This window comes from Pseudogulbenkiania ferrooxidans 2002 (assembly GCF_000174355.1).
GTDB lineage: Bacteria > Pseudomonadota > Gammaproteobacteria > Burkholderiales > Chromobacteriaceae > Pseudogulbenkiania > Pseudogulbenkiania ferrooxidans.
Genome location: NZ_ACIS01000003.1, coordinates 111,959 through 136,615 on the forward strand (window position 1 = coordinate 111,959; position 24,657 = coordinate 136,615).

The window sequence follows — 24,657 nt, forward strand, 5'->3', positions numbered from 1 at the left end:
TGACTAAACACACCTAGAACAAAGGGAACAGACATGAGTTCGATCATCGATGTGATCGCCCGCGAGATTCTCGATTCGCGCGGCAATCCGACGGTTGAAGCCGACGTGCTGCTGGAATCGGGCGTGATGGGCCGTGCCGCCGTGCCGTCCGGCGCCTCCACCGGTGCCAAGGAAGCGCTGGAACTGCGCGACGGCGACAAGAGCCGTTACCTGGGCAAGGGCGTGCTCAAGGCCGTGGAAAACATCAACACCGAGATCTGCGAAGCCATCATCGGCCTCGATGCCTCCGACCAAGCCTTCATCGACAAGACCCTGATCGAACTCGACGGCACCGAAAACAAGGGCCGCCTGGGCGCCAACGCCATGCTGGCGGTATCGATGGCCGTAGCCCGCGCCGCCGCCGAAGACGCCGGCTTGCCGCTCTACCGCTACCTCGGCGGCGCCGGCCCGATGGCCCTGCCGGTGCCGATGATGAACGTCATCAACGGCGGCGCGCACGCCAACAATACCCTGGACATCCAGGAGTTCATGATCATGCCGGTGGGGGCCGCGACCTTCCGCGAAGCCCTGCGCTGTGGCGCCGAGATCTTCCACTCGCTGAAGAAGCTGTGTGACCAGAAGGGCTACTCCACCACCGTCGGCGACGAAGGCGGCTTCGCCCCGAACCTGGCCACCCACGAAGACGCCATCAAGCTGATCCTCGACGCCATCGACGCCGCCGGCTACGTGGCCGGCCAGGACGTGATGCTGGCGCTCGACTGCGCCTCGTCCGAGTTCTACAAGGACGGCCAGTACCACCTGTCCGCCGAAGGCCTGTCGCTCAGTTCCGAGCAGTTTGTCGACTACCTGGAAACGCTGGCCAACAACTACCCGATCATCTCGATCGAAGACGGCATGAGCGAGCACGACTGGGACGGCTGGAAGATCCTGACCGAACGTCTGGGCAAGCGCGTACAGCTGGTCGGTGACGACCTGTTCGTGACCAACCCGACCATCCTGGCCGAAGGCATCCAGCAGGGGCTGGCCAACTCGCTGCTGGTCAAGGTCAACCAGATCGGCACCCTGAGCGAAACCCTGAAGGCCGTCGATCTCGCCAAGCGTTCGGGCTACACCAGCGTGCTGAGCCACCGCTCGGGCGAAACCGAAGACAGCACCATCGCCGATCTGTCCGTGGCTACCAACTGCATGCAGATCAAGACCGGTTCGCTGTCGCGCTCCGACCGCATGGCCAAGTACAACCAGCTGCTGCGTATCGAAGAAGAGCTGGGTGATGCCGCCTACTACCCGGGCCGTTCGGCCTTCTACCACCTGAAGTGATTGCATGCGCTGGCTGACCCTGGTCCTGGTCGTCCTGATCACTACCCTGCAATGGCCGTTATGGTTCGGCAAGGGTAGCTGGCTCAGGGTCTGGCAGCTGGACAAACAACTTCAGGAACAGCGTGCGGTCAACCAGACCCTGATCGCACGCAATGCCGCCCTCGATGCCGAAGTGGGTGACCTCAAGCGGGGTACCGACGCCATCGAGGAGCGCGCGCGCAATGAGCTTGGCATGATCCGCCAAGGTGAGGTATTTTTCCAGTTGTTGGACCCGAACGGTAAATCGCCACCCCGAGAATGACCGTGGCCGCCGGGCCCAACCTCACGTATTCATGACCAACACCGATGATGGCTGGCGATAAAAGCTCCAGGATCTGGGCAATGACAACAAACAACCCCATCGAAGTCGCCCGCGAAACGCTGAAACAACTCAGCACCCGCAAACTACTGCCCACCCCGGAAAATTACGAGCGCGTCTACCAGGAGCTCACCAAGGCTCCGGCAGAACGGGAAAACAAGCTCGCCACGCAACTGTTTCGTGCGCTGGAGAGCCTGCCCAACGACAACGCTGCCGCCAAGGCGATGTTGCAACGCCTGCAACTGCTCATCAAAGCGTCCCACTGGGAGCAGGTTCCGCAACTGGTGATCGATTTTGCCCGACAGAGCCAGACCACCCAGCAGCTTGCCCAGGAATGGGGCAGCCTGATCGAGAACCTGATCAAGAGCTGGGATTTGCGCCAGACCGATTTCCCGCAGCACTTCAAGCAAGCCGGACTGGAACGGCTGCTGATCACCTACGGCAAACAGCCGCAGGAACTCAACAAGAAACTGCATTCGCTGATCCAGACCTGGAATACCCCGTTGCGGGATCGCGAGCCGCTCTCGGAGGAAATACTGCCTTCCGACGAGACGGCGGCGGTCGCCGAGCTCCCCCCGAGCTGGACGGTCTGGCAGCGCATCCTGTGCTTTGCCTTGAAGCACGGCCTGGAGCCGCGCCTGCAGCCCTACCCCGAGCTGGTGGTGAATCTCGAAGCCATGATCGGCGAAGTGGAGCAGCTCGGCGACGAGGCCACGCTCAACAGTCTGCTGCCGCGGCTGCGCGCCTTCATGATCAAGGTCGAGCTCTACACCCAGCAGGAAGGGCGCCTGGTCACCGGGCTGTCGAACCTGCTCAAACTGCTGCTCGACAATATCGCCGAGGTCAACCGCTCGGACAGCTTCATGGTCGGTCAGATCGCCACGCTGCAGGAAGTGCTCTCGCAAGAACCCTTGTCGATGCAGCAGATCTACCAGCTGGAAACCAGCCTGAAGGAAGTCATCCGCAAGCAGGGTGCGCTGAAGAACTCGCTCGACGAGGCCGCCAGCTCGCTGCGCAATCTGCTGGATCGCTTCGTGTCGCGGCTGGCCAGCATGACCGACAGCACCGACGAGTTCCACAGCAAGATCAGCACGCACAGCACGCGGCTGAGACAGATCCAGAACGTCGAGGAACTCACCCCCATCATCAGCTCGCTGATGGAGGACACCTCGACGATGCAGCTCAACCTGGTCAGGTCGCGTGACGAGCTGCTGTCCTCGCGCGAACAGGTGGAGTCGGCCGAGCAACGCATCAAGGAACTGGAAATCGCCCTGGAGGCGGCCAGCGCCAAGGTGAAGGAAGACCAGCTGACCGGCGCCTACAACCGGCGCGGGCTGGCCGAGCACTTCCAGCGCGAGATCAGCCGCGCCGAACGCACCAACAGCCCGTTGTCGGTGGCGCTGATCGATGTCGACAACTTCAAGCAGCTCAACGACCACTATGGCCACCTGACCGGCGACGACGCGCTGAAGCACCTGGTCAACGTGACCCGCCATACCATGCGGCCTTCTGACATCGTGGCGCGCTTCGGCGGCGAAGAATTCGTCATCCTGCTGCCGGACACGCCGCCCCCCGAGGCCATCCAAGCCATCCAGCGCTTGCAGCGCGAGCTGACCAAGACCTTCTTTCTCGCCAATAACGACCGCCTGCTGATTACCTTCAGCGCCGGGGTAGCGAAATGGCATCTGGGCGAGCGCGATACCGACGTGATCGAACGGGCGGACCAGGCCATGTATCAGGCCAAGATCAGCGGCAAGAACCGGGTCTGCTCCGCGGAAGCGGAAGAAGCCCCCCCTGCTGCCTGACGGCGTTCATCCAACAAAAAACGGCCCAAACGGGCCGTTTTTACTTTGGGGGCTCACTCTGCCACCGGGCCGCCACCCTTCTTCGTGGCCTTGCCGGCCTCGGCGCGACGCCGCCGCACCTCCTTGGGGTCGGCAATCAGGGGACGGTAGATCTCCACCCGATCATGCGCACGCAGGACGAAATCCTCCTTCACCGCCTTGCCGAACACCCCCAATTGGAGATGAGCCAGGTCGATCTCGGGGAACTGCCCGGCAATACCCGAGAGCTCCACCGCTTGACGCGCCGTGGTGCCTGCCGCAACGGTCTGCGTGATGATCTGCTGGCGCTCGCGCCGCGCGTACGTGACTTCAATCTCGATGGTATTAGTCATCGCCGTAAATCCGGTCTGCTTCCTTGATGAAGGCATCCACCAACGAACCGGAGATATGGCCAAATACCGGTCCGATCAGTTTTTCCAGCAGATGACTGGAAAAGCGGTAGGTGAGGCGAAACTCGATCTTGCAGCCGATCTCGCCCAGCGGGTGGAAATGCCATCGTCCCTGCAGATGCTCGAAAGGCCCCTCGACCAGTTCCATGCTGATCGTCTCGCCATCGACATTGACATTGCGGGTGGTGAAATGCTGCCGAATTCTCAGATAGTCGATATGCAGACTGGCCACCAGCTGGTTGCCCACACGTTCATGAACCTCGGCCCTTCCGCACCAGGGCAGGAAGCGGGGATAGTGCTCGACATCGTCCACCAAGGCGAACATCTGTTCTACCGTATGGGGCACCAGGACATTCTTTTCGACAACCAGCATGGCAAGGGAAAACGCAAAAATAGTAAAGGTACACCAAGCGCGCCTCCCCCGCCATGTCCGAGTTGGACGCTGCCAGGCCCAACGGAGCCAAACCGCTGAAATGACTCGACTTTAGCGATAGCACCGGTATCTGATAGAATACCGGATTCTCTTACCCTCACATGCCCATGAGCATCATCGACAACCGCAAGGCCTACCACGATTATTTCATCGAGGAAAAGCTCGAGGCCGGCCTCGTGCTGGAAGGCTGGGAAGTCAAGGCGATCCGGGCCGGCCGGGTGCAGCTCAAGGAGAGCTACGTCATCTGGAAGAATGGCGCCTTCTGGCTGTTTGGCTGCCATATCTCGCCGCTGCAGTCCGCCTCGACCCACGTCAAGCCCGACCCGACACGCAACCGCAAGCTGCTGCTGAACCAGGCCCAGATCAATAAGTTCATCGGCAAGGTCGAGCGAGCCGGCTACACCATGGTCGCCCTCGACCTGCACTACACCAAGGGCATGATCAAGGCTGAAATCGGGCTGGCCAAGGGCAAGAAGCTGCATGACAAGCGCGACAGCGCCAAGGAACGCGAACTCGACCGCGAGAAACAGCGTTTCCTGCGAGACCGGGGGTAGGCCATGAAAACCAGTGTTTCGCTACCGATCGTACTGATCACGCTGGGCTCGCTGTGGTTTCTGAAGAGCACCTACCTGCTGCCAGAAACCTCGACCCTGCTCGCCCTGTTGCTGGTGACGGCCGGGGTTATCCTCTTCGTCATCGACGGCTTCAACAAGTCGTCGATGGTCACCAGCCCGATGCTGATGTACGGCGGTGCCGCCGTCTACCTGTACGACTCGGCCGGTCTGCGCCTGAGCCACGTGCTGTCGCTGGGCATGGTGCTGATGGGAATCCTGCTGCTGTTGGCGCGCAGCGACCGCATCCCGGAGCGCAGCCAGCGTGCACCGGAACGACAGCTCAACGGCGACGGGCGTTGAGCCGATACTGACATCTATTAGACGATTGAGGGCCGCAAGGCCCGTTCTCCATTATCAAGGATAGGCATGGACAAGATCCTCATTCTCGACTTCGGCTCCCAGGTGAGTCAGCTCATCGCCCGCCGCGTTCGCGAGGCCCACGTGTATTGCGAACTGCATCCGTTCGACATGCCGATCGACGAGATCCGCGCGTTCAATCCGAAGGCCATTATCTTGTCCGGCGGTCCGAACTCGGTGTACGAGTCCGACTACCAGGCCGACCCGAAAGTCTTCAAACTGGGCGTGCCGGTGCTGGGCATCTGCTACGGCATGCAGTTCATGGCCCAGACCCTGGGCGGCAAGGTGGAAGCCGGCGACAAGCGCGAATTCGGCTACGCCGAGATTAAGGCACGCCACCACTCCAAGGTCTTCGAAGGCCTGCAGGACCGCATCGACGACGCCGGTAACGGCTACCTCGACGTCTGGATGAGCCACGGCGACAAGGTGGTGGAGTTGCCTGCCGGCTTCAAGGTCATCGCCGAGACCCTGTCCTGCCCGGTCGCCGCCATGGCCGACGAAGACCGCGGCTTCTACGCCGTACAGTTCCACCCGGAAGTGACCCACACCAAGCGCGGCACCGAGATGCTGCATCGCTTCGTGCTGCACGTGGCCGACGCCAAGCCGTCCTGGACCATGCCGAACTACATAGAGGAGGCGATCCAGAAGATCCGCGAGCAAGTGGGTGACGAAGAAGTCATCCTCGGCCTGTCCGGCGGCGTGGACTCCTCGGTGGCAGCCGCGCTGATCCACCGCGCCATCGGCGAACAACTCACCTGCGTCTTCGTCGACCACGGCCTGCTGCGCCTGAACGAAGGCAAGATGGTGATGGAAATGTTCGCGCAGAACCTCGGCGTGAAGGTGATCCATGTCGACGCGACCGAACAGTTCATGGGCAAGCTGGCCGGCGAGACCGACCCGGAGAAGAAGCGCAAGATCATCGGCGCCGAATTCGTCGAGGTGTTCCAGCGCGAGTCGGGCAAGCTCACCAACGCCAAGTGGCTGGCCCAGGGCACCATCTACCCGGACGTGATCGAATCCGCCGGCGCCAAGACCAAGAAGGCGCACGCGATCAAGAGCCACCACAACGTGGGCGGCCTGCCGGACGACATGAACCTGAAGCTGCTGGAGCCGCTGCGCGACCTGTTCAAGGACGAAGTGCGCCAGTTGGGCGTAGCGCTCGGTCTGCCACATGACATGGTGTATCGCCACCCGTTCCCGGGCCCGGGCCTCGGCGTGCGCATCCTGGGTGAAGTGAAAATGGAATACGCCGACCTGCTGCGCCGCGCCGACGCCATCTTCATCGAAGAGCTGCGCAACACCATCGACGAGAAGACCGGCAAGAACTGGTACGACCTGACCAGCCAGGCCTTCGCCGTGTTCCTGCCGGTGAAGTCGGTGGGCGTGATGGGCGACGGCCGCACCTACGATTACGTGGTGGCGCTGCGCGCGGTGATCACCAGCGACTTCATGACCGCGCACTGGGCCGAACTGCCGTACAGCCTGCTCGGCAAGGTGTCCAACCGCATCATCAACGAAGTGCGCGGCCTCAACCGCGTGGTCTACGATGTGAGCGGCAAGCCGCCGGCGACCATCGAGTGGGAATAAGCCCTCTCCCTTTGCAGCATGAACACCATGGCCCTGCCTTTGCGCAGGGCTTTTTCTTGTCCGTTGGCCGACAACATCGGTGATGTTATCGCCCCCGAACCACTTGGACTCGACGCCTGATGTCATAGACTGTTAGGGTAATCGCATGTTTCCATGCTGAAGGGAGTGGCGGAACCGCCACGTCCTTCCTCTTCCCGTTTCACCACGCACCAGGAGGATCACCATGAACGAGCAAACATTTGCCGCCGAGAAGGAACAATTGCTGCAGGATGTCCGCCACGTTCTGTCCAGCACGGAGGATCTGCTCACCGCCGCTGGCGACGAAGGCGGCGAGAAGGCCCAGCAGTTGCGCCAGCGCCTGGCCGACAAGCTGAAGGAAGCCAAGGCCAAGCTGACCGAGGCCGAGCAGGTGGTGGTCGGCAAGGCCAAGGTGGCGGCCAAGGCAACCGACCAGTACGTGCACGAAAACCCGTGGAAGTCGATCGGCATCGCTGCCGTGCTCGGCTTCCTGCTGGGCCTGCTGGTTTCCCGCCGCTGAGCCGGCCCGTCCCGATGCCGGAACATACTCCGACACCGCCCCGCCCGGGCTCGCTGCGCTCGCTGTTGGGCGGGTTCGTGGCCTTGGCGCTGACCCGGGCCGAGCTGTTCGGCCTGGAGGCCGAGGAACAGAAAGAACAGCTGCTGCGCAATACCCTGATCGGGGTTGCGGCGCTGATCTGCCTGCTCATCGGCCTCATGGCCGCGCTGCTGTTCGTCGTGCTGCTCACCCCCCCCGAGTGGCGCGTGACGCTACTCGGCTTGCTCACCATCCTGTTTGCCGTTCTCGGGGCCGCCGCCTTGCTGCAGTTGCAGCGGCGTCTGAGCCGGCAATCCGCACCGTTCGCCACGACTCTGGCCGAGGTGCGCAAGGACTGGGACGCCCTCAACGGACGCGAGTAAGCGATGACTCCACAACAACGCGCCATCAAGAAAGAGCTGCTGCTGATGAAGGGCGAGGCGCTACGCCTGAAACTGCGCATGGAGCTGAAAGCCATCAAGCGGCCGATGAGCCTGGCAGGAGAAGGCTGGCGCACCTGGGGCAACCTGCGGCGACTCGGCCCGGTGCTGGGCGCGCTGGGCGGCATCATTCCCAGCAAGCGCCTGCGCCGGATGCTGCTGGGCGGAGCCCAGCTGTTTCTGCTATGGCGAGCGGCGCGCAAGCTCTGGGCCCGCCTGTGAGTAAACCGGCGCTGACGCTATAATCGGCGCCATGACGCTACTGAGCTCGCCCCCTCTTCCCCCCAATACCCTCCACCACCTGGCTGTGCTGGGCATCTCCAGCCGCGAGGCCTTGCGCGCCCAGGGAGTGGTACATACCTTTCTGTTGTTGAAGGCGGCCGGCCATACCGTGACGCAGCGCCTGCTGTTCGCGCTGGAAGCGGCGGCGCGCGGAGTGCATTGGCAGGAACTCGACGACGATGATCGTGCCCAATTGACATGGGCGCTGCACCATCACGCCCCGGTGCGCCTGCCGCCGCCGGACGAAGAAGCACAGCGTTTCATGGCCGAGGCGATCCGCCTGGCCAAAGCCGCCGCAGCTGAAGGCGAGGTGCCGGTCGGGGCGGTGGTGGTGAAGGAAGGCCGCATCATCGGCCGTGGCTTCAACCGCCCGGTGACGAGCCACGACCCGTCCGCCCACGCCGAGATGGTGGCCTTGCGCGAAGCCGCCGCGACGCTTGGGAATTACCGCCTGAGCGGCTGTGATCTGTACGTGACGCTGGAGCCGTGTCCGATGTGCGGCGGGGCGATCCTGCATAGCCGGCTAGACCGGGTGATTTATGGCGCACGTGACCCCAAGATCGGTGCCGCCGGCAGCGTGCTGAACCTGTTCGGAGAGCGCGCCCTGAATCATCAGACGGCACTGTTTAGCGGGATAGAAGCAGAGGCCTGCGGCCGGTTGCTGAGCGAGTTTTTCCGGCAGCGCCGTGCTGCCGGCTGAGCATGAAGGGAACGATGAAGATTCGTGTTTCAATCGCCGAACAGGCGCTGACGCTGCGGGACGACGACGGCCGCGTGCTGCGCCGCTACCCGGTATCCACCGCCGCCTTGGGCGCGGGCGAGCGCAGCGGCAGCTACCAGACGCCGCGCGGGCGTCACATCGTGCGCGCCAAGATCGGCGCCGGCATGCCCGCCGGTTCGGTGTTCAAGGCGCGCCGCTGGACCGGTGAAATCTGCAGTGCCGAGGCGTACGCCGCCCAGCCCGAGCGTGACTGGATCCTGAGCCGCATCCTGTGGCTGTCCGGGCTCGAACCGGGGCGCAACCGACTGGGCCCGGTCGACACCATGCGCCGCTACATCTACCTGCACGGCACGCCGGACCAGGTCGAATTGGGCCGCCCCGGCTCGCACGGCTGCGTGCGCATGCGCAACAGCGACATCATCGAGCTGTTCGAGCTGCTGCCGTGCGGTACCGAAGTGGAGATCGTCGAGCATGAACCGGCTTAAGCTGGTGCTGGCCACCGGGCTGGCACTGGCGTCGGCCTTGCTGTACGCGGCCGAGGGTGAGAACACCCCGCCGCCACCCGCCGAGGCTGGCTTCATCCTGGCGCAGCAAACTACCGGCCCCCTGCTGCCCACGCATCCCAACCCGCAGCAGTACGGCAAGCCGTGGATCGTGGTCGGGGTGAAATCGCAGTCGCTGACCTTCTACGACGGCTGGGGACTGATGCAACACCGCTATAGCGTGTCCACCGCCCGCAATGGCGTCGGCGAGCTGGCCAACAGTTTCATGACGCCGCGCGGCTGGCACCGGGTATGCGAGAAGATCGGCGACGGCGCCGAGGAAAACACCATCATCTTCCGGCGCCAGGTCACGCCGTGGAAGTACACCCCGGCGCTGCACGCGCAATACCCCGAGAAGGACTGGATCCTGACGCGCATCCTGTGGCTGTGCGGCATGGAGCCGGGCAAGAATCAGGGTGGCGACGTCGACAGTTACGACCGCGCCATCTACATCCACGGCGCCGGCGAGCACGTCGCGTTCGGCACCCCGACTTCGCTCGGCTGCGTACGCATGCGCAACCCCGACGTCATCGAACTGTTCCAGCAGGCCGAACTTGGCACCGACGTGCTGATCGACGAAAACAGCTGACCCCCCTGCTCCCGCCGGCCCAAGTTGGCCGAAGCCCTTTTTCCCCGCACCGCACCACGATGGCTCGCTGAACGACCCGAATCCCATTCGCGGTGCCGCATGACGCTGTTCTGGTGCATGTGCTCCGCCGGATTCCCCCTCCGTCATGGCACGTGGCTTGCTAAGTCCTGTTCAGGGCCATGCCATCTCTCCAGCTGGCCCGCCCGAAAAACATCAAGACAAGGGAGATTCCCATGCACGCCCTAATGCTGCCCCATTCGTCCCACTACGATGAAATGCTGCTCTCCAGCGGCGCGGTCCGCCCCCACTACCAGGGCTTTGCCGAATGGCTGCAGGCCCAGACCCCGGAAGCGTTGTCGCGCAAGCGCGAGGAGGCCAACCAGCGCTTTCACCGGGTCGGCATCACCTTCTCGGTGTACGGCGACGAGTCCGGCGCCGAGCGTCTGATTCCGTTCGATACCATTCCACGCATCGTGCCCGCGGCCGAGTGGCGCGCGCTGGAGGCCGGCATGCGCCAGCGGGTGAAGGCGCTCAACGCCTTCCTGCACGACATCTACCACGACCACGCCATCATCAAGGCCGGCATCATCCCGGCCGAGCAGGTGTTCACCAACGCCCAGTACCAGCCGGCGATGCAGGGCATCGACCTGCCCGACCAGATTTACGCCCACATCACCGGGGTCGACATCATCCGCCACGCCGACGGCCAGTACTACGTGCTGGAAGACAACCTGCGCGTGCCGTCCGGCGTGTCCTACATGCTGGAAAACCGCAAGATGATGATGCGGCTGTTCCCCGAGCTGTTCGCCCGCCACGCCGTGGGCGTGGTCGACCAGTACCCGGCGCTGCTATTGTCGACGCTGCGCCAGGCCAGCCGGATCGACAACCCCACCGTGGTGGTACTCACCCCCGGCCATTACAACAGCGCCTACTTCGAGCACGCCTTCCTCGCGCAGCAGATGGGGGTGGAGCTGGTGGAGGGGCGCGACCTGTTCGTGCGCGACGACCACGTCTACATGCGCACCACCGCCGGCCACAAGCAGGTAGACGTGATCTACCGCCGCATCGACGACGCCTTCCTCGATCCGCTGGCGTTCCGCCCCGACTCCATGCTCGGCGTGCCCGGCCTGCTCTCGGCCTACCGCCAGGGCAACGTGATCCTGGCCAACGCCATCGGCACCGGCGTGGCGGACGACAAGTCGATCTATCCCTACGTGCCGGAGATGATCCGCTTCTACCTGGGCGAAGAACCGCTGCTCAACAACGTGCCGACCTGGCAGTGCCGCAAGCAGGAGGATCTGCAGTACGTGCTGGAACACCTCGACGAGCTGGTGGTGAAGGAAGTCCACGGCGCCGGCGGCTACGGCATGCTGATCGGCCCGGTGGCGAGCGAAGCGGAAAAGCAGCTGTTCCGCGACAAGCTCGCGGCCGACCCGGCCGGCTACATCGCCCAGCCGACGCTGTGCCTGTCGTCGTGCCCGACCTTCGTCGAGGCCGGCATCGCACCACGCCACCTCGACCTGCGACCGTTCGTGCTGTCGAGCGGCAAGGACATCACCATGGTGCCCGGCGGGCTGACACGAGTGGCGCTGAAGGCCGGCTCGCTGGTGGTCAACTCGTCGCAGGGCGGCGGTACCAAGGACACCTGGGTTTTGGAGGACTGAATCATGATGCTATCGCGTACTGCCGACCACCTGTTCTGGATGGGCCGTTACATGGAACGGGCGGAAAACCTCGCCCGCCTGCTCGAAGTCAGCCATGCCATCTCGCTGATGCCGCGCTCGCACAACGGCGGCGCCGAGATCAGCGCGCCGCTGGCGCTGACCGGGAGGCTGGAGGATTTCCAGAGCCGCCACGACGGCACCGAGCCTGCCCAGGTGCTGCACTACATGGCCTACGATCTCGGCAACCCGGCGTCGATCCTGTCGGCGCTGCGCAGCGCGCGCGAAAACGCCCACGCGGTGCGCGGCAAGATCAGCTCGGACATGTGGATGTCGCTCAACGCCAGCTGGCTGGAAGGCCGCAAGTTGGCCGAACAGGGCGAGGATTTCCAGTGGTTCTTCGACTGGGTCAAGGAGCGCGCCCACCTGTTCCGCGGCGCCACCTACAGCACCATGCGCCGCAGCGATGCCTTCTACTTCCTGCGTCTGGGGACCTTCCTTGAGCGCGCCGACAACACCGCGCGCCTGCTCGACGTGAAGAGCCACCTGTTGCCCGACCAGCAGAGTGCCGACAGCACCGACTACTACACCTGGAGCACGCTGCTGCGCGGGCTGGGGGCGTTCGAGGCCTACCACGAGACCTACCGCGACACGCTCAACGGCAAGCGCGTGTTCGACCTGCTGCTGCTGCGCGAGGACATGCCGAGAAGCTTGCGCGCCTGCTTCGACGAAATCCGCCAGGCGCTGGCGCAGATCCAGGGCGACAACGGACGCCCGGCGCGGCGCCTGGCCACCGAGCTCAACGCCGCGCTGGAGTTCACGGCGATGGACGAGGTGTTCGACGAGGGGATGCACCCGTTCCTGCGCCGCATGCTGGGCGAGATCAACCGGCTGGGCGAGTCGATCCAGCGGGCCTACCTGGAGGCGGCGTGATGAAGCTCGCCATCCGCCACTGCACGCTGTACCAGTACGCCGAGCCGGCCTCGCGCAGCACCCAGTACCTGCGCCTCACTCCGCGCTCCAGCCGCCATCAGCAGGTGCTGAGCTGGCGCCTGACGCTGCCGGGGCCGGCCAGCCAGAGCGTCGACGCCTTCGGCAACATCACCCACCTGATGACGCTGGAAGCGCCGCACGACAGCATCGAGCTGGTGGCGGAAGGGGTGGTCGAAACCGGCCCCGACGGCTGGGACGACGATGCCTGCCGCCTCGATCCGCGCGTGTTTCTTCGGCCAACCCTGCTCACCAGCGCCGACGCCGCGATCGAGGAACTGGCGCGCCAGGCCGCCAGACCCGGGGGCAAGGCCGCCAAGCGCCTCGCGGCGCTGGCGGAGACGGTGCTGGCACGGATGCCCTACACCGCCGGGGTGACCGACGCCACCACCACGGCCGCCGCCGCGCTGGCCCTGGGGGCCGGGGTGTGTCAGGACCACACTCAGGTGTTCATCGCCGCCTGCCGTCGCCTGGGCTACCCGGCGCGCTACGTCAGCGGCTATCTGCTGAGCGGGACGGTCGAGCATGCCGCCAGCCATGCCTGGGCCGAGGTCTACGCCGACGGCGGCTGGCTGGGGTTCGACATCAGCAACCGGTGTACGCCGGGCGATCATCACCTTAAACTGGCGGTCGGTCTCGACTACCTCGACGCCTGCCCGGTGCGCGGCATGCGCCGCGGTGGCGCCGGCGAAACCATGCACGCCCACGCGGCGGTAGAACAACACGACCATTAACGCTTGCAACCGGGAAGTCCGACCGAGGGTCACTTCCCGGCCTTCACGGATTTCCCGACCATGACGTACTGTGTGGCCATGCGCCTGGAGAGCGGCCTGATCTTCGCCTCCGATTCCCGCACCAACGCGGGCGTGGACAATATCGCCACGTTCCAGAAAATGTATACCTTCGAGCTGGCCGACCGGCTGCGGTTGGTGATGCTGACCTCCGGCAACCTCGCCACCTCGCAGAGCGTGGCCAGCCTGCTCGATCTGAGAAGCCGCCGGGACGGGCCGGACTCGTTGCGCAGCATCGGCTCGCTGTACGATGCGGCGGTGCTGGTGGGCCAGACGCTGCGCGAGGTCATCGCCCGCGACGGCGGTGGCGACGGCCAGGTCGACCTGGGTTCCAGCTTCCTGCTCGGCGGCCAGCTGGCCGGCGAGAGGCCACGTCTGTTCAACATCTACCCGCAGGGGAATTTCATCGAGGCGACGACGGACACCCCCTGCTTCCAGATCGGCGAGACCAAGTATGGCAAGCCCATCCTCGATCGCGTGCTGAACTACCGCTCCTCGCTGGAGGAAGCCATCCGCTGCGCGCTGATCTCGCTCGACTCGACCATGCGCTCCAACCTGTCGGTAGCGTTGCCGATCCACCTGATGTGGCACCGCAACGACGATTTCTCGCCGCGCTCGCCGCTGCACATCGGCGAGGACGACGGCTATTTCCGCGAGCTGCGCGCCGCCTGGGGACGCGGCATCAAGGAAACCTTCGCCGCGCTGCCGGCCACGCCGTGGAGCGAGGAGCTGGCATGAACACCCCGTTGTCCCTGACCACCCCGGCCCTGCTGTTCCCGGCCATCTCGCTGCTGCTGCTGGCGTACACCAACCGCTTTCTCGGTCTGGCCAGCATCATCCGCCACTTGTTCAACGACTACCAGGACAACCCCGAGGACAAGATCATCCAGCAGATCGGCAACCTGCGCAGCCGCATCAACCTGATCAAGTGGATGCAGTTTCTCGGCGTGGGCAGCCTGTTCCTGTGCGTGGTCACCATGCTGCAAATCTACGTGCAGATGGCGATCAGCGCGCAGTACACCTTCGGCGTCAGCCTGCTGCTGATGATGGCGTCGCTGGCGCTATCGCTGGTCGAGCTGAGGAAGTCGTCCGACGCGCTGAACATCCTGCTATCGGACCTGGAACAGCAGCACGGCCGGGGCTGAGCCAGAAATCGCATGATTGGCGCAAAAAAAGCCGGAGCACGCGCTCCGGCTTTTTGCTTCGGCCAACCACAAGGCCGATGCGCTACACCTTGTAGCGCTGCAATGTCTCGCCGACGCGCGCCGCCAACTGGTCGAGCCGGCGCGCGTTGTCGGCGGTCTCGTTGGAGGTGGCGTGGTTCTGCTTGGCCATGTCCGAGATGGTGTGCACGTGATGGACGATGGCCTCGCTCGCCTCGCCCTGCACCTTGAGGATGCGGGTGATATCGGCCACGGCATCGGCCACGCGCTGCGCCTGCCCCTCGATCTCGGCGATATGCTGGCCGGCGCCGCTGGCAAGGGCGCGCCCTTCGCCCACCTGCTCCACCACCTGGCGCATCTCCTCGACCGCGCCGTTGGCGGCGTTCTGGATCGCCGTCACCATCACCCCGATATCGGCAGTGGACTTGGCGGTGCGTTCGGCCAACTTGCGTACCTCGTCCGCCACCACGGCGAAGCCGCGGCCGGTCTCGCCGGCACGCGCCGCCTCGATGGCGGCGTTGAGCGCCAGTAGGTTGGTCTGGTCGGCAATGTCGCGGATCACCTGCACCACGCTGCTGATCTGGCGCGACTCCTGCCCGAGCTGCTCGATCACTTTCGACGCCGCCGTGACGCTGTCGGCGATACTGGCCATGCCGTCGGTGGTCTGGGCGATCACCTGGCAGCCCTGGCGCGACACCTCGCCGGCCTCCAGCGACAGCTGCATCGCCGCGTCGGCGTGCTCCGCCACGCCGTGGATGTTGCCGGTCATCTCCTGCACCGATCCGGCGATCGCCCCGGTCGAGCTGTTCTGCTGCGCCGAGCTGGACGCGAGCTGTTCCGACGCCGCCGACAGGCCGCTCACCGCGAGGCGGATGTCGGCCTGGCTCTGCTGAATCTCGCGGAACGACTCCTGCACCCGGCCGATCAGGTTATTGAGGGCGCTAACCATCTGCCCGACCTCGTCCTTGTTCCTGACGTCGATACGCTGGGTGAAATCGTTGCTCTCGGCGATGGCGAGCACGGTGCGACGCGCCCGGTTGAGCGGGCGCAACACCGCCGCCAGCACCGAGGTACCGTTCGCCAGCAACAGCAGCAGCGCGAACACGTTAACCGCGATCATCCAGTGCAGGCTCTGGCGCGAGGCGGCATTGGCCTGCTCCACGCTGGTCTGGGCCAGGCGGTCGTTGACCTCCACCATCTTGCGCAACAGCTCGTCCATGCCCTCCACCACCGGCAGCTGCACTTGGGCGTTGGCGTAGAATTCGCGGAAGATGGCGTACTGCTCTTCCGGCGTCACGCCCTTGGCGAGCTTGTCGAGCAGTTCGTCCTGCGATTTGTCGGTACGCTGCCACTCCTGCAGCAGCGGGCCGAACTGGTGCCACAGCTTGTTCTCTTCCTCGCTGCGCGGGAAGACGGCGTAACGTTTGAGCGCGTCGTCGAACAACTGACGCGCCTGCTGCTTGCCCTTGAAGGTGTCGGCAAACAGCTTGCGCGACTCCAGCGAATTGTCGGTGGCACGCACCGACACCTGCAGATTGCGCAACAGGGTGCGGTTGAAGTTGGAGCGCGCATCCAAGAGCGCAATCACCGCCGGCATGCGCTGTTCGCCCACTTCGGCCATCGAGGCCCCGGAGGACAGCATGCCGCGGTAGCCGAAAACCGCTACCAGCGCCAAGCCCAGCAAAGCGGTCAGCAATAGCACGATCAGGCGTGTTCTTATCGTCATCGAGTTCCTCCCCCGGCGTATGGGACACCGTATTCGCTTACCTTGCCTCCCTTTTCGGCACGACGCCATCAGGGAAAACAGCAGCCGATAATCGAACCCACGTCATTATCGGGCGAGCATGACACTCGGCTGAACGAAAAACAAGAGCAAGGAGTACGCGCACGATTCATGTCATGCCGGAGCGTTGCGCCGGATGTCCGCCGACCCACCGTGAGCACTACGGCCATGGAGGCCTCCTCGTCCGACAACCCGGCGCGGCGGCTGCCATGCCGGAAAAAACAACGTTTGCCATTCGAACGAAAAGTTCCTGTTGCTTTTGTAAAAAAATGTAATGACAATGATTCGCATTAATATATCTGAGTAACGGACCCACCAACCCGAGTCGCCATAACCGTCTCGGCCCCTTAAAACCTCGGCTCCTGCACCGCATCAACCGAGGCATCCAAACCCCTGGCAACACCCCGTTTCCACCCGCCCCGGCAGGGAGGAGAGGCCGCTGTTGCCTGCGCGGTACGACGAGGAGGCCGTGACGTTCCGGGATGCTCGTGTTCGATCGTTCGGCCGGCCCCATCGGCGCTGTTTACGGACCATAACCCAAAGCAAAATCATGAAGCAGAAGACGCTATCCACCCTCATTTCCCTGATCGGCACCTTCGGCGCTCTGCCGGTGCTGGCCGATACCGAATTGCCCGCCGTGCGCGTGGAAGCCAGCCAGGATGCCGATCCGACCACCAGCTACACCCGCGCCAGTTCGACCAGTGCCACCAAGATCGCCGCCCCGCTCAAGGACGTGCCGCAGACCGTCAACGTGGTGCCGGCGGCGGTGCTGAAGGACCAGAACGCCAGCTCGCTGCAGGACGCGCTGGCCAACGTGCCCGGCGTCAGCTTCAGCGTCGGCGACGCACAGCGCGACCAGGTGAGCATCCGCGGCTTCTCGGCGATCAACGACCAGTACGTCGACGGCGTGCGCGATGACGCGCTGTACTACCGCGACCTGTCCAACGTCGAGCGTGTGGAAGTGCTGAAAGGTCCGTCCTCGGTGCTGTACGGGCGCGGCAGCTCGGGCGGCCTGATCAACCGCATCACCAAGAAGCCGCAGGCGGAGCCCGTGCACGAGCTGGCAGTCAGCCTGGACGACCAGGGCAAGCAGCGCCTGTCGTTCGACATCGGCGCCAACAGCGACGACGACTTCGCCCGCTTCCGCCTGACCGGCGCGCTGGAGGATTCCGAGGGCTTCCGCAACCAGTCTTTCCTGAAACGCGAGGCCGTGGCGCCGTCGTTGCAGTTCAACTTCTCGCCCAACACCACCCTGCTGCTGCAGGCCGACTACCTGCAGGACAAGCGCCTGGCTGACCAGGGCGTGCCGGGCTACAAGGGCAAGCCGGTGGACGTGCCGATCGAGACCTACTACGGCTCGGCCAACGGCCGCGACCAGACCGCCAACGAGAGTGATGTCACCAGCTTCACCGGCACCCTCGACCACCAGTTCGATAGCGGCTTGAAGCTGCACAACGTGTTCCGCACCTACGATTTCTCGCTGGACCGCAATTACACCACCATCGCCAGCGTCAACGAGACCACCAACCAGGTCACCATCGACCGCACCAAGCGGCTGCGCGACGAGCATGGTTTCTACAATCAGCTGGAGCTGAGCCACGATCTCGACCTCGCCCAGACCAGGCACACGCTGCTGTACGGACTGGAAGTGGGCAAGCAGCACAAGACCGAGAAACTGTGGACGCGCAAGAACGCCGCCACCTACGACCTGTTCGATCCCCAGCTGATCGAGCTGCCGGCGATCAACACCAGTGCCGCGCCCGGCAACGACAACGACACCGACATCGACATCGCTGCGCTCTACCTGCAGGACCTGGTGAGCCTGAGCGAGCACTGGAAAGCGCTGGCCGGGGCGCGCTACGACCACCTGACGCAGACACGCGACGACAAGACCAGCAAGAACCAGGACCTGGCGCGCACCGACAACACAATCAGCCCACGCCTGGGCGTGGTGTACCAGCCGACCGAGCGCGTGTCGCTGTATGCCTCGGCCAGCCAGTCGTTCCAGCCGATCGCCGATTCGTTCACCTTCAAGCAGAACAGCGACCAGCTGAAGCCGGAGGAGACCATCAACTACGAGGTCGGCAGCAAGATCGATTTGTTCGACAACCTCACCCTGACCACCTCGGTGTTCGAGATGACGCGCAGCAACATCCAGGCCGCCGACCCGAGCGACAGCAACAAGGCGTTGTCGGTGGGCGAGCAGCGCGTACGCGGACTGGAACTGGCGGTGGCCGGTGCCCTCACCCCGCTGTGGGACGTGATCGCGGGCTACGCCTACCTCGACGGCGAGATCACCCAGTCGACCGAGAAGACCAAGATCGGCACGCCGTTCCAGGGCAACAAACCGGCGCTGACGCCGCGCCATTCGGCCAACCTGTTCGTCAAGCGCAAGCTGCCGGGTGGCTTCAACGTCAACGCCGGCCTGCGCTACGAGGGCGAGCGCTACGCATCGCCGGACAACCTGGTCAAGCTGCCGGGCTATACCCGCTTCGACCTCGGCACCGGCTACAGCGGCAAGTCGCTGGAGGTGAACTTCACGCTGAAGAACGTGTTCGACAAGAAGTACTACATCTCGGCACACAGCGGTGCCAACGACTACAACATGCCGGGCGCCCCGCGTACGGCCGAAGTCACGGCTCGCTGGAAGTTCTGATCCAGGCAGTGCGGCGGATTGTGAGTCATGAGCCGGTGAAGCCCCCCTGCAGGGTCAGGGCGGACGGCGGGTGACGCTCTCGCGCCAATCGGCGATTGGCACGCAGAGCTTCGCTCAATGAGGGACAGAGGCGAAATGGACAGGCGGTGGAATGTCCATCACGGCCGGCCCCCCAACCGGGACTAGAGCGGCGGGGTGTCGACGAAGGCGGGCAATTGCTCGGCCTGGTGGGCAAACGCCTGCAGTAGCGGGAAATCAGTCGCCTTGACCACGTCCGGCAGCATCAGTTGGGTAAAGCGCCACGCCACCGCGACGCTGACGCCCGCCTGGTCGATCCCCTCCGCGCTGGCAGCCAACGGCGCACGCGCGAATTCGCGCTCCAGTTCGCCGTAGGCCGCCAGCACCTGACCCTCGACGCGCTCCAGCCAGGGCTGGTGCTGCTTCTCGGCCGGCCTCAACTGACGCTCGTAGACGATCTGCACGCTTTTCTCGCACGCCGCCAGCGCCAGCCCGATCAGGCGCAAGGCACGCTGGCGCCCGGCAGGCCCGGCCGGCATCAGGCTCTTGGCCGGGGCCAGGCAGGTTTCGACGTAGTCGAGAATCAGCGTCGAATCCATCAGCACCGTGCCGTCGTCGCAGACCAGGGTCGGGGCCTTCACCACCGGGTTGATCCGGTGAAACTGCTCGAAGGTGCGGAACACCGAGACCGCCTGGTGCTCGAATCCGACCCCCATGAGCCGCAGCGAGACGGCCACCCGGCGCACATAGGGCGAATCCAGCATGCCGATCAATTGCATCGTGTTTTCTCCTGTCAGAAGCAGACTTTGCCCAGTAGCATCGTCCCCTGCGCGGCACGGTCCTCTGCGCCGCGAGCCGGCAGAGCAGAGGGCGGCGAGAACTCCAGCTGGCCCAGCCCCTCGGCCAGGATTTTCCCGGCCGGAACGGTTTCCCGCTCTCCGGGAGCGAGGCAGACGTCCAGTCCATCGACCGTCAGCCAATGGTAGCCCGACACGGCGCGGACCTCGACAGCAGACGGCAATTCGATCGCCAAGAGTTCGTGGCTGGCCAATTCGACACGTAGATGATGTTGCATGATTGCTCTCCGGTTGACGTTCTGGGTTCACTATAAGCGTCAGAAGAGGCAGAAAAAATCGATATTTATTTGTCGTTCATGTTAGTTTTACTTACATGAGCACACTTCCCCCCTTGCCCGCGCTGCGCAGTTTCGAAGCCGTGTCCCGCCTCGGCAGCATCACCCTGGCGGCGGACGAACTGCACGTCACCCACTCCGCCATCAGCCAGCAGATCAAGCAGCTGGAAGAGCTGCTGGGGGTGGCGCTGTTCACGCGCGAGGGGCGCGGCCTCAAGCTGAGCGAGGACGGTCGGCTCTACGCCCTGCAGATCCGCATCGGGCTGGGGGAAATCACCGAGGCCACACGGCTGGTGCGCGCCCGGCCACGCGTGGACGAGGTGGTGGTGGCGGTATTGCCTTCGTTCGGGGTGCACTGGCTGCTGCCGCGCCTGCCACGCTTTTACGCGCGCCACCCGCAATACCGCGTCAGCCTGCGCGCCAGCCTGGATATCCAGGACCTGCGCCAGGGTTTGGTGGACATCGGTGTGCGCATGGGCCAGGGCGGCTGGGAGGGACTGGCGCAGAAGCGGCTGTTCGACGACGAGCTGGTGGTGGTGGCCTCCCCCGCCTTCAACGGCGGCCGCCTGCCGCAAACGGCGCAGGAGGTCGTCTCCGGTCCCATCGTCCGCACCGTGGAATCGTGGCTACCCTGGTGCAGTGTCGCCGGCGTGGCCGAGCCGGGCAACGCCGGGCTGTGGATCAACGACTCCAACCTGGTGCTGGAGGCGGTGCGTCTCGGCATGGGGGTGGCGCTGGAGCGGCGCAGCCTGGTGCACGGCGCCCTGCAGCGCGGGGACTTGGTGCAGCTGACCGATATCAGCGTGCCCTATCCCTACCCGCACTGGCTGGTCTGGCCGCAACGCGAGAGCTCGCAGACCAAGCAGCAGGATTTCAGCACCTGGATCGAAGAGGAAATTGCCAGCTATCTGGCGGAACGGCCGCCCACGGCGTGAAGCCGTGGTCCGCTCCCGGGAGGGGCTAGCCGTGCCAGCGTCCCCACGCCAGCACCAGCCCCCACGCCGCCACGGCCCAGCACAGCGCCGCCACGAACAATGCCCAGCCCAGGCGCAGGCGGTCGGCCAGCAGGTACACCGCCGCCAGATAGACGAAGTAGGGAATCAGCGACCACATACCGAACACGATGGTGGTCTTGAGCTCGGCCACCGAGCGCTCAGAGCCGACCAGGTAATGCGCGATCAGGGCAAAGGTGGGGAACAACGGCACCAGCCCGGCGATGAAGTAGTGCTTGCTCTTCGACAGCACGGCGATCAGCAGCACCGCCGCCGAACCCAGCAGGGCTTTGAGAAACAGGGCCATCGGCCACTCCACGGAGAAAACCCGTGATGGTGGCCCAGGGCGCGCCATCCGGCAAGCGCCGGCCCGCGGTCTTGGCGCCGTCTTCGGCCAACCTGTGCGCGTCAGCGCACGTCGGCGCCGCGCTCGGCGAGCAAGAGGCGCAGCACCGAGCGGTGGCAATGCGCCTCCTCGGCGCAGTAGCAGCCGACGGAGAAGCTGCTGTGGTGCGACAGCGCCGCCAACAGATCCAGCGTGCGGCTGTTCTCCGGCGTCGCCATCTCGGCACGGTACTGCTTGATGAAGGCCGCCCAGTCGCGGTCCGTCTTGGCCTGCTGCGCCAACTTCACCGTTTCAGCGCTGGGCGCCAGGTTCGGGTACCACACGTCGTACCAGTTCTGCGTGGCGAACTCGCTCTTCGGCACACCCCGTGGCGGGCGCCGCACCGTGCCGATGCGCAACCCTTCGTCCTGCCGCCGCTCGCTACCCAATCTGACGATATACACCGGCATCGTATCCTCCCTCCCCGATCAAGCGCCCGGCCCTCAGCCCGGCCGCGGCGCGAACAGGATGATCGCCATGCCGGCCAGGGTCACCGCGCTGCCCGCCACGTCCCACAGCGAGGGACGGATGCCGTCCACCGCCCACAGCCAGCCCAGCGCCACCGCGACGTAGACCCCGCCGTAGGCGGCGTAAACCCGTCCCGCCGCCTGGGGATGTAGGGTCAAGAGCCAGGCGAACACCGTCAGGCTCAGCGCCGCCGGCAGCAGGTACCAGGCCGGCGCCGACTTCTTCAGCCAGAGATACGGCAGATAGCAGCCAATGATTTCGGCCAGCGCCGTGGCGATGTACAAGGCGAGGGTTTTGGCGATCACAACCATGCGAATCCCGATCAATGGCAACCCGGCAGCATAGGCGCGAGCCCGCCCGTGGCGCAAGCTGCGCCAGCGCTCACAGCGCCCGACCGTCGAAGTGCTTGACCGTGAGCGTGTCCAGATCGACGTCGTCGAGGCAGCGCACGTTGACCGCCGCCATCGCGTTCCCGGCCGGGTCGCGTCCCTCGCCAAACGGGTGCATGCCGCAGGTCGGACAGAAATGGTGCTGGATGACGTGCTTGTTGAAGGTGTAGGTGCTCATGTCCGCCTCCGGCGTCAGCAGGCGCAGTTGCTGGCGCGGCACGAACCACATCAGCGCCCCCTTGCGGCGACAGATAGAACAGTTGCAAGACATGACCTGGCCGAGATCGCCCTCCACGTCGAAGGCGATCCGCCCGCAATGACAGCTTCCATGGTAAATCATGATGTAGCTCCTTCAATGTCCAACTCTTCAGGCTCATGGCCGCGCTGCGCGGCCTCGTCAGACGTGGCTTCTGCCAGCACCAAGACCATGATGCTGACGATTTACACATCCTGCGGACCGATCGCCATGAACGGATTCCATGCCACTTCCCAGAGATGGCCATCCGGATCGGCGAAATAGCCGCTATAGCCTCCCCAGAAGGCATCTTGTGCCGGTTTCACCAATCGCGCGCCGGCATTCAGCGCCTGCTCCAGCACCTGATCGACCTCTTCCCGCGTCGACACATTGTGGGCCAGGGCACAGCCGCGAAAACCGCTACCCTCGGCCGGCACCGTGGCGTCTTCGGCCAGCGCCGTCCACGGATACAGGGCCAGCCAGGTGCCGTGGAGCGCAAAGAAGGCGACGCCGGCCGCCTCCATCGGGTAGCGCGGCAGACCCAGCCCCTGCTCGTAGAACCGGGTGGCACGGTCGAGGTCGCCGACACCCAGCGTCAGCATGCTGATTCGCGGTTTCATGGTTTTCTCCCTGGCTTGACGATGGCTGCCGTGCCAGCTTACAGCTCCCCGTACACCGGCTCGCAACGCACCTCGGTCTTGACCGAGTTGGCGATGAAGCACTCCTCGTGCGCCTCGTGATGCATCTGGTCGAGCTGCTCCCGCGTGGGGAGGCGCTCCCCGGAAAACGTCACCTCCGGCCGCAACGTAACCACCGTCATGGCCATCTTGCCAGCCGCATTCTTGGCCATGACGCCGACGGCCGCATCGAAGTAGCGCTCGACACAGAACGCGCGCCTGGCGGCAATCGACAGGAACCACAGCATGTGACAGCTCGACAGCGAGGCCACGAACGCCTCCTCCGGGTCGACGGCGGAGGCGTCGGACATCGGGACGGGAACGACGTGCGGGGACGACGAACCAGGCACTTCCACGCCGCTGTCGAAGCGCAAAACATGGCGGCGGCTGTAACGGTTGCCGAGGAAATCCTGCTCGCCGCGCTGCCAAAGGACTTCGGCGGTGTACTGGGCCATTCTCTGCTCCTGGGAAATGAACGATCGGCAGCTGGCAACAGCGGCACAGCAACCAGCCAATTGGCATGCCAGTTTAGCGCCGGTTCACCCCTCTGGCCCGTCAAAGCGGCACGTGCCCGCATGCAACGTCATCGGCCAACCTCACGGAGAAGACAACGGATGAAATCCGGGGCTGCACACTCTCCGCCGGCGGGGGGCGTTTCCAATCAAGCCACCCCGGCGTAGGCGCGCTGCAAGGCGGCGATGTCGAGCTTTTTCATCTGCAGCAGAGCGGTCATGACGCGCTCGGATTTTGCATAATCGGCATCGCTCAGCATCTTGGGCAGCGCCGTCGGCACCACCTGCCAGGACACGCCGTACCGGTCCTTGAGCCAGCCGCATTGCTGCGCCGCCTCATCCCCGCCGGCGGACAATTTTTCCCAGTAGTAGTCCACCTCTTCCTGCGTCTCGCAGCTCACCTGGAACGACACGGCCTCGTTGAAGGTGAATACCGGTCCACCGTTGAGGGCGGTGAAGGCCTGTCCATCCAGCTCGAACTCCACGGTCAGGACCGACCCCGCCGGCCGGCCGTGAATCTCATGTCCCGCCTGGCCGTAGCGGGTCAGGCTGACGATCCGTGAGTTCTTGAAGATGGCGGTGTAATACTCTGCCGCCTGTTCGGCCTGATCGTCGAACCACAGGCAGGGAGAGATTCTGTGAATGCTTTGCATGATGCGCCTCCTCACTGCTCGCCATGGCCGAGCCGCCAAGACTACCAGCTTAGACCGCTGTGGACGGGAGGATGCCTCCGAGATCATTCCGGCGGCCTTCACCCTCACGGCAAGAGCGAGAGA

Annotated in this window: 31 protein-coding genes; 19 read left to right on the forward strand and 12 right to left on the reverse strand. The window is 64.5% G+C overall.

What is annotated here, in order from left to right; translation table 11 throughout:
- Positions 1–33 precede the first annotated feature (33 nt).
- From eno to FURADRAFT_RS05610, 3 genes are all read left to right on the forward strand, one after another.
- Entirely contained in the window at positions 34–1,317 is a 1,284-nt protein-coding gene (eno, locus tag FURADRAFT_RS05600; RefSeq protein WP_008953154.1) for a phosphopyruvate hydratase, read from the forward strand.
- A gap of 4 nt (positions 1,318–1,321) precedes the next feature.
- A complete protein-coding gene (ftsB, locus tag FURADRAFT_RS05605; protein ID WP_008953155.1) occupies positions 1,322–1,618 on the forward strand; it encodes a cell division protein FtsB in 297 nt (98 codons plus the stop codon).
- Between the two features lie 80 nt (positions 1,619–1,698).
- Positions 1,699–3,480, forward strand: a complete 1,782-nt coding sequence (locus tag FURADRAFT_RS05610; protein ID WP_008953156.1) for a GGDEF domain-containing protein — start codon at positions 1,699–1,701, stop codon at positions 3,478–3,480.
- A 53-nt stretch (positions 3,481–3,533) separates the two neighbouring features.
- Here the strand turns inward: FURADRAFT_RS05610 and FURADRAFT_RS05615 are convergent, their stop codons facing one another.
- The gene (locus FURADRAFT_RS05615; RefSeq protein WP_008953157.1) at positions 3,534–3,851 is read right to left on the reverse strand and encodes an RnfH family protein; all 318 of its coding nucleotides are present in this window, start codon (positions 3,849–3,851) and stop codon (positions 3,534–3,536) included.
- A complete protein-coding gene (locus FURADRAFT_RS05620; RefSeq protein WP_008953158.1) occupies positions 3,844–4,281 on the reverse strand; it encodes a type II toxin-antitoxin system RatA family toxin in 438 nt (145 codons plus the stop codon). Before FURADRAFT_RS05620 ends, FURADRAFT_RS05615 begins: the two co-directional genes overlap by 8 nt.
- Before the next feature lie 167 nt (positions 4,282–4,448).
- On the opposite strand from FURADRAFT_RS05620, the gene smpB reads away from it, so the two are divergent.
- The 14 genes from smpB to FURADRAFT_RS05690 all read left to right on the forward strand — a co-directional run bounded on the left by smpB (position 4,449) and on the right by FURADRAFT_RS05690 (position 14,616).
- Positions 4,449–4,895, forward strand: coding sequence for an SsrA-binding protein SmpB (smpB, locus tag FURADRAFT_RS05625; protein ID WP_008953159.1), 447 nt, complete (start codon positions 4,449–4,451; stop codon positions 4,893–4,895).
- Between the two features lie 3 nt (positions 4,896–4,898).
- Positions 4,899–5,255 (forward strand): hypothetical protein, encoded by a 357-nt coding sequence (locus FURADRAFT_RS05630; RefSeq protein ID WP_008953160.1) that lies wholly within the window; start codon positions 4,899–4,901, stop codon positions 5,253–5,255.
- Positions 5,256–5,315: 60 nt separating this feature from the next.
- Positions 5,316–6,899, forward strand: coding sequence for a glutamine-hydrolyzing GMP synthase (gene guaA, locus FURADRAFT_RS05635; protein WP_086007377.1), 1,584 nt, complete (start codon positions 5,316–5,318; stop codon positions 6,897–6,899).
- 223 nt (positions 6,900–7,122) lie between these two features.
- Positions 7,123–7,437: a DUF883 family protein gene (locus FURADRAFT_RS05640; protein ID WP_008953162.1), complete on the forward strand. Its 315-nt coding sequence runs from the start codon at positions 7,123–7,125 to the stop codon at positions 7,435–7,437.
- 14 nt (positions 7,438–7,451) lie between these two features.
- Entirely contained in the window at positions 7,452–7,838 is a 387-nt protein-coding gene (locus tag FURADRAFT_RS05645) for a phage holin family protein (protein WP_008953163.1), read from the forward strand.
- Positions 7,839–7,841: 3 nt separating this feature from the next.
- Entirely contained in the window at positions 7,842–8,117 is a 276-nt protein-coding gene (locus FURADRAFT_RS05650; protein WP_008953164.1) for a hypothetical protein, read from the forward strand.
- Between the two features lie 31 nt (positions 8,118–8,148).
- The gene (gene tadA / locus FURADRAFT_RS05655) at positions 8,149–8,877 is read left to right on the forward strand and encodes a tRNA adenosine(34) deaminase TadA (protein ID WP_008953165.1); all 729 of its coding nucleotides are present in this window, start codon (positions 8,149–8,151) and stop codon (positions 8,875–8,877) included.
- 14 nt (positions 8,878–8,891) lie between these two features.
- Positions 8,892–9,383, forward strand: a complete 492-nt coding sequence (locus tag FURADRAFT_RS05660; RefSeq protein ID WP_008953166.1) for a L,D-transpeptidase — start codon at positions 8,892–8,894, stop codon at positions 9,381–9,383.
- Positions 9,370–10,029, forward strand: a complete 660-nt coding sequence (locus FURADRAFT_RS20080; protein ID WP_008953167.1) for a L,D-transpeptidase — start codon at positions 9,370–9,372, stop codon at positions 10,027–10,029. Before FURADRAFT_RS05660 ends, FURADRAFT_RS20080 begins: the two co-directional genes overlap by 14 nt.
- A gap of 233 nt (positions 10,030–10,262) precedes the next feature.
- The gene (locus FURADRAFT_RS05670) at positions 10,263–11,693 is read left to right on the forward strand and encodes a circularly permuted type 2 ATP-grasp protein (protein WP_008953168.1); all 1,431 of its coding nucleotides are present in this window, start codon (positions 10,263–10,265) and stop codon (positions 11,691–11,693) included.
- Between the two features lie 3 nt (positions 11,694–11,696).
- The gene (locus tag FURADRAFT_RS05675) at positions 11,697–12,623 is read left to right on the forward strand and encodes an alpha-E domain-containing protein (protein WP_008953169.1); all 927 of its coding nucleotides are present in this window, start codon (positions 11,697–11,699) and stop codon (positions 12,621–12,623) included.
- A complete protein-coding gene (locus FURADRAFT_RS05680; RefSeq protein ID WP_008953170.1) occupies positions 12,623–13,414 on the forward strand; it encodes a transglutaminase family protein in 792 nt (263 codons plus the stop codon). Before FURADRAFT_RS05675 ends, FURADRAFT_RS05680 begins: the two co-directional genes overlap by 1 nt.
- Before the next feature lie 60 nt (positions 13,415–13,474).
- Positions 13,475–14,209, forward strand: a complete 735-nt coding sequence (locus tag FURADRAFT_RS05685; protein ID WP_008953171.1) for a peptidase — start codon at positions 13,475–13,477, stop codon at positions 14,207–14,209.
- Positions 14,206–14,616 (forward strand): DUF2721 domain-containing protein, encoded by a 411-nt coding sequence (locus FURADRAFT_RS05690; protein WP_008953172.1) that lies wholly within the window; start codon positions 14,206–14,208, stop codon positions 14,614–14,616. The genes FURADRAFT_RS05685 and FURADRAFT_RS05690 overlap by 4 nt, the downstream gene beginning before the upstream one ends.
- 82 nt (positions 14,617–14,698) lie before the next feature.
- Here FURADRAFT_RS05690 and FURADRAFT_RS05695 read toward each other — a convergent pair whose 3' ends face one another.
- Positions 14,699–16,360 (reverse strand): methyl-accepting chemotaxis protein, encoded by a 1,662-nt coding sequence (locus tag FURADRAFT_RS05695; RefSeq protein ID WP_008953173.1) that lies wholly within the window; start codon positions 16,358–16,360, stop codon positions 14,699–14,701.
- A 607-nt stretch (positions 16,361–16,967) separates the two neighbouring features.
- Between FURADRAFT_RS05695 and FURADRAFT_RS05700 the strand changes: the two genes are divergently transcribed.
- Positions 16,968–19,073 carry a TonB-dependent receptor gene (locus FURADRAFT_RS05700; protein ID WP_008953174.1) on the forward strand — a complete coding sequence of 702 codons (2,106 nt, stop codon included), beginning with the start codon at positions 16,968–16,970 and terminating at the stop codon, positions 19,071–19,073.
- Between the two features lie 182 nt (positions 19,074–19,255).
- On the opposite strand, the gene FURADRAFT_RS05705 is transcribed toward FURADRAFT_RS05700, so the two are convergent.
- Positions 19,256–19,870, reverse strand: coding sequence for a glutathione S-transferase (locus FURADRAFT_RS05705; RefSeq protein WP_008953175.1), 615 nt, complete (start codon positions 19,868–19,870; stop codon positions 19,256–19,258).
- A gap of 14 nt (positions 19,871–19,884) precedes the next feature.
- Entirely contained in the window at positions 19,885–20,166 is a 282-nt protein-coding gene (locus FURADRAFT_RS05710) for a hypothetical protein (protein ID WP_008953176.1), read from the reverse strand.
- 95 nt (positions 20,167–20,261) lie between these two features.
- On the opposite strand from FURADRAFT_RS05710, the gene FURADRAFT_RS05715 reads away from it, so the two are divergent.
- The gene (locus FURADRAFT_RS05715) at positions 20,262–21,158 is read left to right on the forward strand and encodes a LysR substrate-binding domain-containing protein (RefSeq protein ID WP_008953177.1); all 897 of its coding nucleotides are present in this window, start codon (positions 20,262–20,264) and stop codon (positions 21,156–21,158) included.
- Positions 21,159–21,183: 25 nt separating this feature from the next.
- On the opposite strand, the gene FURADRAFT_RS05720 is transcribed toward FURADRAFT_RS05715, so the two are convergent.
- The 7 genes from FURADRAFT_RS05720 to FURADRAFT_RS05750 all read right to left on the reverse strand — a co-directional run bounded on the left by FURADRAFT_RS05720 (position 21,184) and on the right by FURADRAFT_RS05750 (position 24,534).
- The gene (locus FURADRAFT_RS05720) at positions 21,184–21,522 is read right to left on the reverse strand and encodes a GlpM family protein (protein WP_008953178.1); all 339 of its coding nucleotides are present in this window, start codon (positions 21,520–21,522) and stop codon (positions 21,184–21,186) included.
- A gap of 101 nt (positions 21,523–21,623) precedes the next feature.
- Positions 21,624–22,010 carry a DUF488 domain-containing protein gene (locus FURADRAFT_RS05725; protein WP_008953179.1) on the reverse strand — a complete coding sequence of 129 codons (387 nt, stop codon included), beginning with the start codon at positions 22,008–22,010 and terminating at the stop codon, positions 21,624–21,626.
- 33 nt (positions 22,011–22,043) lie between these two features.
- Entirely contained in the window at positions 22,044–22,379 is a 336-nt protein-coding gene (locus FURADRAFT_RS05730; RefSeq protein WP_008953180.1) for a YnfA family protein, read from the reverse strand.
- A 70-nt stretch (positions 22,380–22,449) separates the two neighbouring features.
- Positions 22,450–22,797, reverse strand: coding sequence for a GFA family protein (locus tag FURADRAFT_RS05735; protein WP_008953181.1), 348 nt, complete (start codon positions 22,795–22,797; stop codon positions 22,450–22,452).
- A 101-nt stretch (positions 22,798–22,898) separates the two neighbouring features.
- Positions 22,899–23,312 carry a VOC family protein gene (locus tag FURADRAFT_RS05740; protein WP_008953182.1) on the reverse strand — a complete coding sequence of 138 codons (414 nt, stop codon included), beginning with the start codon at positions 23,310–23,312 and terminating at the stop codon, positions 22,899–22,901.
- Between the two features lie 38 nt (positions 23,313–23,350).
- A complete protein-coding gene (locus tag FURADRAFT_RS05745) occupies positions 23,351–23,824 on the reverse strand; it encodes an OsmC family protein (RefSeq protein ID WP_008953183.1) in 474 nt (157 codons plus the stop codon).
- A 206-nt stretch (positions 23,825–24,030) separates the two neighbouring features.
- A complete protein-coding gene (locus FURADRAFT_RS05750) occupies positions 24,031–24,534 on the reverse strand; it encodes a VOC family protein (protein WP_008953184.1) in 504 nt (167 codons plus the stop codon).
- Between the last annotated feature and the right edge of the window lie 123 nt (positions 24,535–24,657).

What these genes read in the sequence shown, in the direction of transcription:
- FURADRAFT_RS05620 (WP_008953158.1), bottom strand. Translation starts at nt 4,281, where the DNA reads ATGCTGGTTGTCGAAAAGAATGTCCTGGTGCCCCATACGGTAGAACAG.
- FURADRAFT_RS05700 (WP_008953174.1), top strand. Translation starts at nt 16,968, where the DNA reads ATGAAGCAGAAGACGCTATCCACCCTCATTTCCCTGATCGGCACCTTC.
- FURADRAFT_RS05750 (WP_008953184.1), bottom strand. Translation starts at nt 24,534, where the DNA reads ATGCAAAGCATTCACAGAATCTCTCCCTGCCTGTGGTTCGACGATCAG.
- FURADRAFT_RS05615 (WP_008953157.1), bottom strand. Translation starts at nt 3,851, where the DNA reads ATGACTAATACCATCGAGATTGAAGTCACGTACGCGCGGCGCGAGCGC.
- FURADRAFT_RS05640 (WP_008953162.1), top strand. Translation starts at nt 7,123, where the DNA reads ATGAACGAGCAAACATTTGCCGCCGAGAAGGAACAATTGCTGCAGGAT.
- eno (WP_008953154.1), top strand. Translation starts at nt 34, where the DNA reads ATGAGTTCGATCATCGATGTGATCGCCCGCGAGATTCTCGATTCGCGC.
- FURADRAFT_RS05720 (WP_008953178.1), bottom strand. Translation starts at nt 21,522, where the DNA reads ATGGCCCTGTTTCTCAAAGCCCTGCTGGGTTCGGCGGCGGTGCTGCTG.
- FURADRAFT_RS05725 (WP_008953179.1), bottom strand. Translation starts at nt 22,010, where the DNA reads ATGCCGGTGTATATCGTCAGATTGGGTAGCGAGCGGCGGCAGGACGAA.
- FURADRAFT_RS05735 (WP_008953181.1), bottom strand. Translation starts at nt 22,797, where the DNA reads ATGATTTACCATGGAAGCTGTCATTGCGGGCGGATCGCCTTCGACGTG.
- FURADRAFT_RS05670 (WP_008953168.1), top strand. Translation starts at nt 10,263, where the DNA reads ATGCACGCCCTAATGCTGCCCCATTCGTCCCACTACGATGAAATGCTG.
- tadA (WP_008953165.1), top strand. Translation starts at nt 8,149, where the DNA reads ATGACGCTACTGAGCTCGCCCCCTCTTCCCCCCAATACCCTCCACCAC.
- FURADRAFT_RS05610 (WP_008953156.1), top strand. Translation starts at nt 1,699, where the DNA reads ATGACAACAAACAACCCCATCGAAGTCGCCCGCGAAACGCTGAAACAA.
- FURADRAFT_RS05705 (WP_008953175.1), bottom strand. Translation starts at nt 19,870, where the DNA reads ATGCAATTGATCGGCATGCTGGATTCGCCCTATGTGCGCCGGGTGGCC.
- FURADRAFT_RS05650 (WP_008953164.1), top strand. Translation starts at nt 7,842, where the DNA reads ATGACTCCACAACAACGCGCCATCAAGAAAGAGCTGCTGCTGATGAAG.
- FURADRAFT_RS05660 (WP_008953166.1), top strand. Translation starts at nt 8,892, where the DNA reads ATGAAGATTCGTGTTTCAATCGCCGAACAGGCGCTGACGCTGCGGGAC.
- FURADRAFT_RS20080 (WP_008953167.1), top strand. Translation starts at nt 9,370, where the DNA reads ATGAACCGGCTTAAGCTGGTGCTGGCCACCGGGCTGGCACTGGCGTCG.
- FURADRAFT_RS05680 (WP_008953170.1), top strand. Translation starts at nt 12,623, where the DNA reads ATGAAGCTCGCCATCCGCCACTGCACGCTGTACCAGTACGCCGAGCCG.
- FURADRAFT_RS05685 (WP_008953171.1), top strand. Translation starts at nt 13,475, where the DNA reads ATGACGTACTGTGTGGCCATGCGCCTGGAGAGCGGCCTGATCTTCGCC.
- FURADRAFT_RS05645 (WP_008953163.1), top strand. Translation starts at nt 7,452, where the DNA reads ATGCCGGAACATACTCCGACACCGCCCCGCCCGGGCTCGCTGCGCTCG.
- FURADRAFT_RS05715 (WP_008953177.1), top strand. Translation starts at nt 20,262, where the DNA reads ATGAGCACACTTCCCCCCTTGCCCGCGCTGCGCAGTTTCGAAGCCGTG.
- FURADRAFT_RS05695 (WP_008953173.1), bottom strand. Translation starts at nt 16,360, where the DNA reads ATGACGATAAGAACACGCCTGATCGTGCTATTGCTGACCGCTTTGCTG.
- FURADRAFT_RS05690 (WP_008953172.1), top strand. Translation starts at nt 14,206, where the DNA reads ATGAACACCCCGTTGTCCCTGACCACCCCGGCCCTGCTGTTCCCGGCC.
- smpB (WP_008953159.1), top strand. Translation starts at nt 4,449, where the DNA reads ATGAGCATCATCGACAACCGCAAGGCCTACCACGATTATTTCATCGAG.
- FURADRAFT_RS05740 (WP_008953182.1), bottom strand. Translation starts at nt 23,312, where the DNA reads ATGAAACCGCGAATCAGCATGCTGACGCTGGGTGTCGGCGACCTCGAC.
- ftsB (WP_008953155.1), top strand. Translation starts at nt 1,322, where the DNA reads ATGCGCTGGCTGACCCTGGTCCTGGTCGTCCTGATCACTACCCTGCAA.
- FURADRAFT_RS05730 (WP_008953180.1), bottom strand. Translation starts at nt 22,379, where the DNA reads ATGGTTGTGATCGCCAAAACCCTCGCCTTGTACATCGCCACGGCGCTG.
- FURADRAFT_RS05710 (WP_008953176.1), bottom strand. Translation starts at nt 20,166, where the DNA reads ATGCAACATCATCTACGTGTCGAATTGGCCAGCCACGAACTCTTGGCG.
- FURADRAFT_RS05630 (WP_008953160.1), top strand. Translation starts at nt 4,899, where the DNA reads ATGAAAACCAGTGTTTCGCTACCGATCGTACTGATCACGCTGGGCTCG.
- FURADRAFT_RS05745 (WP_008953183.1), bottom strand. Translation starts at nt 23,824, where the DNA reads ATGGCCCAGTACACCGCCGAAGTCCTTTGGCAGCGCGGCGAGCAGGAT.
- FURADRAFT_RS05675 (WP_008953169.1), top strand. Translation starts at nt 11,697, where the DNA reads ATGATGCTATCGCGTACTGCCGACCACCTGTTCTGGATGGGCCGTTAC.